Below are 9787 nucleotides of genomic sequence, written 5' to 3'. Positions count from 1 at the left end.
GGTCCACATGGCAGATCCAGGTCAGGTTTCAGCACCCTCTTGGAATCACTGCCATCCCGGCCACTCAACCCTGCCTCAGCCCCTTATCGGACGGGCTCTCAGTCGAGAAAACGATACGTTGCTCGCGTGATGGGAGGTTCTGCCGTGGAAGAGCGGGAGACGGGGGCCGCCGAGATGCCGCAGGCCGGGATCGTGCTGGGCGCGCGCGGCCTGCCCTTGTCGCGGCGCATCCCCTTCGCGCGCCAGGTCGCCGACACCCTGCGCGACCTCATCGTGCGCGGGGAGCTCGCCGCGGGCAGCCGCGTGGTCGAGCGCGTGCTCTGCGAGCGCCTGAACGTCTCGCGCACCCCGATGCGCGAGGCCCTGAAGCTCCTCGAGGCGGACGGCCTCATCGAGATCAGCCAGAACCGCGGCGCCCGGGTGATGTCGCTCACCTCCGCGGAGGCGCGCCACCTGTTCGAGGTGATCGCCGAACTGGAAGGCCTCGCCGCCGGGCGCGCCGTGCTCACCGCCGACGCGGCGGCGCTGGCGGGGCTGGAGGATCTGCACGCGCAGATGCTGCGCCACTTCGAGGCGCGCGAGAAGGATCCCTATTTCGAGCTGAACAGCCGCATTCACGACCTCGTCGTGAAGCTGTCCGACAACCCCGTGCTGATCGGCAGCCACGCCACCCTGATGCTGCGGGCCCGCCGCGGCCGCTACGTCGCGATCTTCGATCCCGCCCGCTGGGCCGAATCGGTCGGCGAGCACGAGGCGCTGATGGAGGCCTTCCGGGGCCGCGACCCGGAGCGGGCCCGGACGGTCTGGCGCCAGCATCTCTGCCGCACCGGCGAGACGGTCGCGGACGGGCTGGATCAGGCCGGCGGTCCCACCCGCAGCACGGCCTGGTGAATTTCCAGGGGCGTGCCCTGGAAACGCTTGCTTTTTTAAAATGGCATGCAATTTGGATGTCGCTGCCGCGACGCATCCGGGAGAGGTCGCCATGGCCCGCACGTACGACGCATCCTTCAGCCGCCGCACCCTCCTGCGAGGCGCGGCCGGCGCCCTCGCCCTGCCCGCCCTCGGCGGCGCCGCCTTCGCGGCGGGGCGCGGCCCGGAGGACCTGCGCAAGGCGGGCGTCGCCCGGGTCGGCTGCGAGGCGGCCTACCGGCCCTTCACCTTCCGCGACGGCGGCAAGATCGTCGGCTACGACGTCGACCTCGCCGGGCTCCTGTTCCAGCCCCTCGGCGTGACGGTCGAGATGGTGGACACCGCCTGGGCCGGCGTCATCCCTGCCCTCTACGCGGGCAATTTCGACGTGATCATGACCTCGCTCACCTACACCAAGGAGCGGGTCCAGAAGGTCGGCTACACCATCCCCTACACCGAGGCGACGCAGGAGCTGCTGATCCGCGCGGGCGATGCCGGCACGATCAAGTCCCTCGACGGCATGGCCGGCAAGATCCTCGGGGTGAAGCTCGGCTCCGCCGGCGACACCATGAAGACGGCCCTCGAGGCGAAGCTCAAGGCCGCGACCGGCAAGGGCTTCTCCGAGATCAAGACCTACGACGACCACCCCGCCGCCTATCTCGCCCTGGCGCAAGGCTCCGTCGACGGGGTCATCAACGCCCTGCCGACCCTGACCCAGGTGACGAAGGACGCGCCCGGCCGCTACGCCATCGTGCGCGACATCGGCCCCCGCAACTGGGCCGGCATCGGCCTGCGCAAGGAGGATGTCGCGCTGACCACCTTCCTCGACGAGCGCATCGCGGCGCTGAAGGCCTCGGGCGAGATCTACGCCCTGCAGGAGAAGTGGTTCGGCATCCGCATGGACCTCGCCGACAAGGTTCCGACCTTCACCTGAGCCCCTCCCCGATCCGACCATGACCATCGATTGGGCCGTCGTCACGATGGCCATCCCCCTCCTCGCCCAGGGCGCGCTGACCAGCCTGAAGATCGCCGCGCTGGCCGGCATCCTCGGGCTCGCGGGCGGGGTGGCGCTCGGTCTGATCTCCCTCGGCGGGCCGGCCCCCGCGCGCCTGGTGGTGCGCGGCTATGTCGACTTCATCCGCGGCACGCCGCTGCTGATCCAGATCTTCATCGTGTTCTTCGGCCTGCCGATGCTCGGCTGGCGGCCGGGGGAGTTCATCTCCGGCGTGCTCGCGCTCTCGCTCAACAGCGCGGCCTACGTCGCCGAGGTGGTGCGCGGTGCGGTCGGCTCGGTGGAACGGGGCCAGAGCGAGGCGGCGAAGTCCATCGGCATGACCCGTGGGCAGATCCTCGTCCACGTGCTCTTGCCGCAGGCGATCCGCCCGATGACGCCGGCGCTGACCAACGACCTGATCACGCTCGTCAAGAACACCTCGCTGCTCTCGGTGATCTCGGTCTACGAGCTGACCCGCTCCGGCCAGGCCATCATCGCCTCGCATTTCGTGCCGCTGGAGATCTTCGCGCTGCTGGCACTCTACTACTACGTGATCATCTCCTGCCTCGCCTACGTGTCGCGGCAGCTCGAGCGGAGGCTGCCGGCATGGTGAGCACCGCGCTGCACGCTCCCGCTCCGCCCCTGGCGGTCCCCGCCGCGCCGCTCCTCTCCGTGCGGTCCCTGCGCAAGAGCTACGGCGCCCGCGAGATCCTGAAGGGGATCTCCTTCGACCTCGCCCGCGGCGAGACCCTGGTGCTGATCGGCCCCTCGGGCTCCGGCAAGACCACGGTGCTGCGCTGCCTCAACCATCTGGAGACCCCGAGCGGCGGCGAGATCCGTCTCGCCGGGGAGAGCGTCGGCGGCGAGCCGGGCCCGGACGGGCGCTGGCGCCCCTTAGGCGAGGCGGCGCTCGCCCGGCAGCGCCGCCGCTTCGGCTTCGTCTTCCAGCGCTTCAACCTGTTCCCGCACCTCTCGGCGCTGGACAATGTCACCATCGGCCCGCGCCGGACGCTCGGCCTGTCGCGCGCCGAGGCCGAGGCGCGGGCGAAGGCCCAGCTCGCCCGGGTGAGCCTCGCCGAGCACATGCACAAGCGGCCCTCCCAGCTCTCGGGCGGGCAGCAGCAGCGCGTGGCGATCGCGCGGGCGCTCGCCATGGAGCCGGAGCTGATCCTGTTCGACGAGCCGACCTCGGCCCTCGACCCGGAGCTCGTGCACGAGGTGCTCGACGTGATGCGGGGGCTCGCCCGCGAGGGCCTGACCATGATCGTCGTCACCCACGAGATGCGCTTCGCCCGTCAGGTCGCCGACCGGCTGATCGTGATGGAGGACGGTGCCATCGTGGAGGAGGGGGTGCCCGAGGCGATCTTCACCGACCCCAGCGACCCCCGCACCCGCCGCTTCCTGACCCACGTCCTCGACCGGTGAGCGACATGGACGACCCGAATCCAGCCGAACCCCTCGACCTCCTCGTCACCGGCGTCACCGCGCTCACGGGCGAGCCCGGCGCCGCCCCGATCGCCGATGCCCGGATCGGCATCCGGGCCGGCCGCCTGGTCGGCATCGAGGCCGATGCGGGCGAGCCGCCGGCCGCGCGGAAGACCCTGCACCGGCCGGGGCGGCTGGCGATTCCCGGCCTCCTCAACATCCACACCCACGCCAATCTCAGCATGGTGCGGGGCGTGGCCGAGGATCTCGGCTTCGCCCCCGCCTACACGCCGGGCATCCCGCAGGGGCACATGGTGCGCCCCGACGAGGCCTACGCGATCGCCCGGCTCGGGGCGCTCGAGGCGATGCTGTTCGGCTCGACGCTGATCAACGACACCTTCGTCCATGCCGACGTGGTCACCCCCGCCATGGCGGAGCTCGGCCTGCGCGTCTGGTCCTGCGGGCGCATCCACGACGTCGATTTCAGCGGGGTCTCCACCGGCCGCTGGGAGCACCGGGACGCGATCGGCGAGCGGACGCTGGACGAGGCGCTGGCGCTCGCCGAGCGCTACGAGGGCAAGTCGGACCTGCGCATCGGCGTGCAGCTCGCCGCGCACGCCCCCGACACCTGCTCGACGCCCTTCCTGCGCCGCATCCGCGAGGCCTCGGAGCGCACCGGCCTGCGGGTGACGACGCATCTCTCGCAGAGCAAGGTCGAGCTCGCCCGCATCCGCGCGCGGGACGGGCTGAGCCCGCCGGAGCTGCTCGACGAGGTCGGCCTCCTGAACGACCGCCTGCTCGCCGCCCATTGCATCCATGTGAGCGCCGACGACATCGCCCGGATCGGCCGGGCCGGGATCACGGTGGCGCATATCGCCAAGGGCAACGCCACGGGCGCCACCATCGCGCCGACCCAGGCCCTGCGCGCGGCCGGCGCGCGGCTGAGCCTCGGCACCGACAACATGCATGCCGACATGGTCGAGGTGATGCGCTGGGCGCTCGCCGTCGGCCGCATCCAGCAGGGCGCGGTCACGGCCGACTGGCAGCCGGAGACCGTGTTCGAGATGGCGACGCTCGGCGGCGCCCGGGCGATGGGGCTCGCGGACGCGATCGGCAGCCTCGCCGTGGGCAAGCGCGCCGACCTCGTGCTCCTCGACCTGCGCCGCCCGCACCTGACGCCGGCGCGCAACCCCCTCGGCACCCTCGTGCATACGGCCCAGGGGCGCGACGTGGAGACGGTGATCGTGGACGGCGAGGTCGTGGTCGAGGACGGCCGTCCGACGAAGGTCGATGCCGAAGCGGTTCGCCGGGAGGCGGAAACGGCCATCGCGGCCCTGTGGGCGCGGGCGGCCGGCGGCTGAGAGAGGCCGCGCGAGTTCCAGGACAAGGTCATCGTTTTCGTGAAGATCCTTCTTCTCAACCCCAACACCTCCGCGGCGATGACGGAGCGCATGGCCGAGGCCGCCGCGGCGGCCCTCGCGCCGGACGTGCGCGTCACCCCGCTCACCGCCATGCGGGGCCTGCCCTACATCGCGAGCCGGGCCGAGGCGCAGCTCGCGGGCGCCGCGGTGCTGGAGACGCTCGCCGAGCACCAGGCCGGCCACGACGCCGCTGTGATCGCCGCCTTCGGCGATCCGGGCCTCGTCGCCGCCCGCGAGCTGTTCGACCTGCCCGTGGTCGGCATGGCCGAGGCCGCCATGCTCACCGCCTGCATGCTGGGCCAGCGCTTCTCCATCGTCACCTTCTCGCGCAAGCTCCTGCCCTGGTACGAGGACGCGGTGCATCAGGCCGGGCTGCATGCCCGCTGCGCCGGACTGCTCGCCGCCGAGGGCGAGTTCCGCTCGGTGACCGAGGTGCAGCACGAACTGGAGAGCGAGATCGTGGCGCTGGCCGCGCGCGCCGCCGAGAACGGGGCCGACGCGGTGATCCTGGCGGGCGCGCCGCTCACCGGTCTCGCCGCGCGCGTCGGGGCGGCGGTGCCGGTGCCGCTGGTCGACCCGCTCGCCGCCGCCCTGGGCCAAGCCCAGGCGCTGGTGCGGATGGGCGCGCGCGCGCCCGCCTCGGGCCGCTTCGCCCGCCCCGGCCCGAAACCCGCCACCGGCCTGTCCCCGGCGCTCGCCGCCTGGATCGAGCACCGGGAGGGGGAGCCGGGCTGACGGCCCGCCTCCCCGCTCGGTCTGTGGCCCGCTCAGGCCGGCCCGCTCAGGCCGGGAAGCGCAGCACCGCCCGCGTGCCGGGCCCGTCCGCGTCGTAGGCGATCTGCGAGCGCAGGTTCGTCGCCATGGCGCGGATGATGCGGGAGCCGAGGCCGGTGCCGCGCGGCGTGCCCTGCCCCGTCCAGCCGACCCCGTCATCGGCCACCGTCAGCACCAGCGTGCCGCCGCCCTCCGGCTGGATGTGCACGCGGATCTCGCCCGACGAGCCGGCCGGATAGGCGTATTTGTAGGCGTTGGTGACGAGTTCGGTGACGACGACGCCGAGCGAGACCGCCTTGTCGGTGGCGAGGCGGAGCGGCTCCGCCTTGAGGCGGATGGGGTGGTCGCGCCCCGCCGCTTTCATGGCGGCCTCGAGCTCCTCCACGAGGCTCGCGAGATAGGCGTCGATCTCAACCGCCTCCACGTCCTGCGAGGTGTAGAGGCGCCGGTGGATCCCCGCGATGGCCGAAATCCGAGCCTGCATCTCCTCCAGCGCGCTCTTGGCGGCCGGGTCCGAGACGGCGTTGGTCTGCATGCGCGCCAGCGCGGCCACCAGCGCCAGGGAGTTCGCGACGCGGTGGTTCACCTCGCGCAGCAGGAGCTCGGCCCGGTCGCGCGCCTCGCGCACGGCGGCCTCGGCCCGCTCCTTGTCGCGGCGGAGCGCCGCCTGGCGCAGGGCCGTGTCGACCGCCTCGCCGAGAAGCTCGCGGAAATGGCCCTGCACGTCCTTCCAGACGTAGTCGACCGCCCCGGCCTTCAGCGCGGCCACCGCCACGCGGCTGTCCTCCGAGCCGGTGACGTAGATGACGGGGGGCGCGTCGGGCAGGGCCCGGATCTCGGGCAGGAGCTCGAGCCCGGTCCGGCCGGGCATGTGGTGGTCGAGGGCGACGGCGTCGATGCCGCCCTCCGCCAGCCGCGCGAGACCCGCCTCCCCGCTCGCCACCGCCTCGACGGCGTAGCCGCGCGCGGAAAGCGCCCGGTGCACGAGGCGCGCGAGGCCCGGATCGTCGTCGATGTAGAGGATGCGGCCCCGCGCCGGCATGTCGGAACTCATGGGGCGGGGCTCATCGGGCGGCGTTCATGGGTTTTCCGGCACCTGCATCACCGAAAAGAACAGGCCGAGCTGGCGGATGGCGTTGGCGAAGCCGTCGTAATTGACGGGCTTGGTGATGTAGACGTTGGCGCCGAGATCGTAGCAGCGCTGGATCTCGCGCGCGTCGTCGGTGGTGGTGAGCACCACGACCGGCGAGCGCTTGGTATGCGCGTTCGCCTTGATCTTCTCCAGGATGTCGAGGCCCGTCATGTCCGGCAGGTTGAGGTCGAGCAGGATCAGGAGATGGCGCCGCGCGCTCGCCTCGCCCGAGCCGTCCGGCCCGAACAGATAAGCCAGGGCTTCCGTTCCCGTCCGGCAGGGAACGATGTCGTTGTTGACGCCGGCCCGGCGGATGTTGCGCTCGATCAGGCGGGCATGGCCCTCGTCGTCCTCGATCATCACGATGCAGACGGGATGCATGGAATTCGTCCTCACTCGGCCGCGAGCGGCGGGGCCGCGGCCCCGGCGGCGCCGTCGCGCGGCAGGGTCACGCTGAAGGTGGTGCCGATCCCCGGCTCCGACGAGACCGTGATGCGCCCGCCGAGGGAACGCACCAGCGCCTTGACGTGGGCGAGCCCGATCCCCTCTCCCGGCCGGTCTTGGGCGCCGGCCCGGCGGAACAGCTCGAAGATGCGGGCATGGTCCTGCCGGGCGATGCCGCGGCCGTTATCGGCAACCGCGTAACGCACGCGGCCCCCCGCGATGGGCTCGCCCGTGACCGTGATCCGGCCGGGGCGGGTGGGGTCGAGATACTTGAGCGCGTTGTCGATCAGGTTGCCGAAGATCTGCTGCACGGCAAGCCGGTCGGCCACGATGTCGGGCAGGTCGGCGGCGATCGCGACGCGGGCGCCCGCCGCGTCCGCCTGATGGCGCTGCGCGTCGGCGAGGCCCTGCATCAGCGCGGCCATGTCGATGGGTTCCGGCCGGAAGCTGCGCCGGCCCTCGCGCGACAGCTTGAGGATCGCGGCGATCAGCGCCTCCATCTTGGTGATGGCGGCGCGGATGAAGCCCAGCGCCTCCGCCACGTCGCCCTCGATCTGGGGCGCCTTCGGATGGCCGGCGGTCGCCTCGCGGATATCCGCCTGCACCGCCTCCAGCTCGCTCGTGAAGCCCATCACGTTGACCAGCGGCGCGCGCAGGTCGTGGCTGACGATGTAGGCGTAGCGCTGGATCTCCTCGTTCGATTCCCGGAGTTCGGCCTCGGCCTCGCGCTGCTCGGTGATGTCGGTGTGGACGCCGACCCATTCGCGGATGGCGCCCGCCCCGTCGAGCACCGGCACGGCGCGGATCGCGTAGGTCCGCCACGCCCCGTCCTTCGAGCGCACCCGGTGCTCGTGCACGAAGGTCCGGCGCCCGGCCACCGCCGCGTTCCAGGCGTCGACGCTCGGCTGCCGGTCGTCCGGGTGGACCGCGTCGGCCCAGCCGAAATCCTGGTACTCGGCGAAGGACTGCCCGGTGATCGCGGCCCAGCCGGGCTGCTCGCCGGCCATGCGGCCGTTGGCGTCGTTGGTCCACATGATGCCGCGCACCGCCTGGATCGCGGCCTGGAAGCGCTGCTGCCCGTGCAGGATCGAGGTGAGCAGGCGCGCATTGTCGAGGGCGACCGCGGCCTGGGCGGCGAAGCCCGTGATCAGGCGCTCCTCGCGCGGGCCGAAGCGGGCTGGCTCGGGATGGCCGAACAGCAGGGCGCCCAGCGTCTCGCCCGAGCCCGACATCACCGGCACCGCGAGGTAGCTGCGCACCGGCAGGTGGCCCGCGGGCATGCCCCCGTGCGAGCCGTAGCGGGCATCCTGCGCCACGTCGTCGGAGCGCACCACGCCCTCGGCCAGGAAGGTCGGCTTGAACAGGTTCGTCGCCCGCGGCAGGCCGAAGCGGGTGAAGGCCTCGCGCGGGCCGCCGGTGAGGCTGAACAGGCGCCAGACCTCCTCCGCATTGCCCTCGGCGCCCGCCGGCACCCGCTCGAAGAAGGCGCCGTAGGCACCGCCGACGAGGCGGGTCGCGGCCTCGATCACCGTCTGGACGAGGCGTTCGACGTCGTGCTCGGCCACGAGGGCCGGCCCGGCCCGGTTGAGGAGCTCCAGCCGGTTCCGCTCCTCCTCCAAGTCGAAGCGCGCCGCTTCCGAGCGGGCCTGCGCGCGGCCCTGCGCCAGCGCCGCGCCGCCGAGCGCCAGGGTCACGAGTCCGCCGAGGCCGAGGATCCAGGGCCAGGCCTGGCCGGACGGGTCGCGCATGAAGGCGGGCGTGGTCGTCGCGGTGAGCGTCCAGGTCCGCCCGGCGATGGGCACGCTGCGTCGCGCCGTCAGGCCCCCCGCCTCCGCCGCCCGCGGCCAGGCCGGAGAGGCGTAGAGCGGGCTGTCCGCCCCCGGATCCGCCCCAGGCTCCGGCCCGTCCTGGATCCTGAAGGCGAGTTCCGGCGCGCCCCCGGCCGCCGCGGGGATCGAGACGTAGGGGAAGAAGTCGCCGGCCCGGAACGGGCTGTAGGTCCAGCCGACGAGGCCGGCCCGGCGCGCCGCCTCCGTTTCCGGCACCGCGCCGCCCGCATAGACCGGCAGGTAGACGAGGAAGCCCGGCTGCTTGTCCCGGTCGATCTCCTGCACCAGCTCGACCCGGCCGGAGAGCGCCGCCTCGCCGGTGTCGCGTGCCCGCGCCATGGCGGCGCGGCGCACGGGCTCCGAGAACATGTCGTAGCCCATCGCCGCGCTGTTGCGCAGGTCCAGGGGCTCCAGCGCGACGATGGCGCTGGGCTCCGTGCCCGGCGGGTCCGGCCGCAGCCGGAACTCGGGCAGGCCCTGCGCCCGCATCGCCTCCGCCAGCACCAGCCCCTCCTCCGGCCGGAAGCGGCGGGCGAAGCCGATGCCGCGGGTGCCCGGATAGAGGTCGGCGAGGCGCAGGCGGGCGACGTAGGCGGAGAAATCCGCCCGCGTCACCGTCTCGCTCGCCGCGTAGAGCCCCGCCGTGCCGCGCAGGAGCGCGACATAGGTGTCGAGCCGCTCGCGGATGCGGTCCGCCTGCTGCGTGGCGAGGCGCTCGAAGCGGTCGCGGTCCCGGGCCCCGCTCACCTGCCGGAGCTGCAGGGCCACCGCCACGCTGGCGGTGAGCCCGGCGATCAGAACCACGGCCGGCAGGAGATAGGAGGCCGCGCGCGGCGGCGCCGGCCGGGGTGGGGTCAGG

9 protein-coding genes and 1 pseudogene are annotated in these 9787 nt (G+C 72.9%); 6 read left to right on the top strand and 4 right to left on the bottom strand.

Going from position 1 to position 9787, the window contains the following annotated elements:
- Nucleotides 1-144 precede the first annotated feature (144 nt).
- The 6 genes from MTDSW087_RS25245 (at nucleotide 145) to MTDSW087_RS25220 (ending at nucleotide 5484) form a co-directional block, all read left to right on the top strand.
- Nucleotides 145-891 carry a GntR family transcriptional regulator gene (locus MTDSW087_RS25245; protein ID WP_210248311.1) on the top strand — a complete coding sequence of 249 codons (747 nt, stop codon included), beginning with the start codon at nucleotides 145-147 and terminating at the stop codon, nucleotides 889-891.
- 91 nt (nucleotides 892-982) lie between these two features.
- A complete protein-coding gene (locus MTDSW087_RS25240; RefSeq protein ID WP_186383996.1) occupies nucleotides 983-1843 on the top strand; it encodes a transporter substrate-binding domain-containing protein in 861 nt (286 codons plus the stop codon).
- 19 nt (nucleotides 1844-1862) lie between these two features.
- Entirely contained in the window at nucleotides 1863-2516 is a 654-nt protein-coding gene (locus MTDSW087_RS25235; protein ID WP_144767811.1) for an amino acid ABC transporter permease, read from the top strand.
- A complete protein-coding gene (locus tag MTDSW087_RS25230) occupies nucleotides 2510-3328 on the top strand; it encodes an amino acid ABC transporter ATP-binding protein (protein WP_144767809.1) in 819 nt (272 codons plus the stop codon). Before MTDSW087_RS25235 ends, MTDSW087_RS25230 begins: the two co-directional genes overlap by 7 nt.
- Before the next feature lie 5 nt (nucleotides 3329-3333).
- Nucleotides 3334-4689 carry an amidohydrolase family protein gene (locus tag MTDSW087_RS25225; RefSeq protein ID WP_144767807.1) on the top strand — a complete coding sequence of 452 codons (1356 nt, stop codon included), beginning with the start codon at nucleotides 3334-3336 and terminating at the stop codon, nucleotides 4687-4689.
- A 39-nt stretch (nucleotides 4690-4728) separates the two neighbouring features.
- Nucleotides 4729-5484 carry an aspartate/glutamate racemase family protein gene (locus MTDSW087_RS25220; RefSeq protein ID WP_144767805.1) on the top strand — a complete coding sequence of 252 codons (756 nt, stop codon included), beginning with the start codon at nucleotides 4729-4731 and terminating at the stop codon, nucleotides 5482-5484.
- A 46-nt stretch (nucleotides 5485-5530) separates the two neighbouring features.
- Here the strand turns inward: MTDSW087_RS25220 and MTDSW087_RS25215 are convergent, their stop codons facing one another.
- The 4 genes and pseudogenes from MTDSW087_RS25215 to MTDSW087_RS31510 all read right to left on the bottom strand — a co-directional run.
- Nucleotides 5531-6577, bottom strand: a complete 1047-nt coding sequence (locus MTDSW087_RS25215; protein WP_144767803.1) for a sensor histidine kinase — start codon at nucleotides 6575-6577, stop codon at nucleotides 5531-5533.
- Between the two features lie 24 nt (nucleotides 6578-6601).
- Nucleotides 6602-7036, bottom strand: a complete 435-nt coding sequence (locus MTDSW087_RS25210) for a response regulator (RefSeq protein WP_144767801.1) — start codon at nucleotides 7034-7036, stop codon at nucleotides 6602-6604.
- An 11-nt stretch (nucleotides 7037-7047) separates the two neighbouring features.
- A complete protein-coding gene (locus tag MTDSW087_RS31515; protein WP_373321960.1) occupies nucleotides 7048-8847 on the bottom strand; it encodes an ATP-binding protein in 1800 nt (599 codons plus the stop codon).
- Nucleotides 8848-9000: 153 nt separating this feature from the next.
- Nucleotides 9001-9543: pseudogene (locus MTDSW087_RS31510) on the bottom strand (CHASE domain-containing protein); the annotation flags it as partial.
- Between the last annotated feature and the right edge of the window lie 244 nt (nucleotides 9544-9787).

The sequence above is a fragment of the Methylobacterium dankookense genome (genome assembly GCF_902141855.1).
Classification (GTDB): domain Bacteria; phylum Pseudomonadota; class Alphaproteobacteria; order Rhizobiales; family Beijerinckiaceae; genus Methylobacterium; species Methylobacterium dankookense.
Note: the sequence above shows the minus strand (reverse complement) of the source record. Positions and strands in the feature narration are given on the sequence as shown.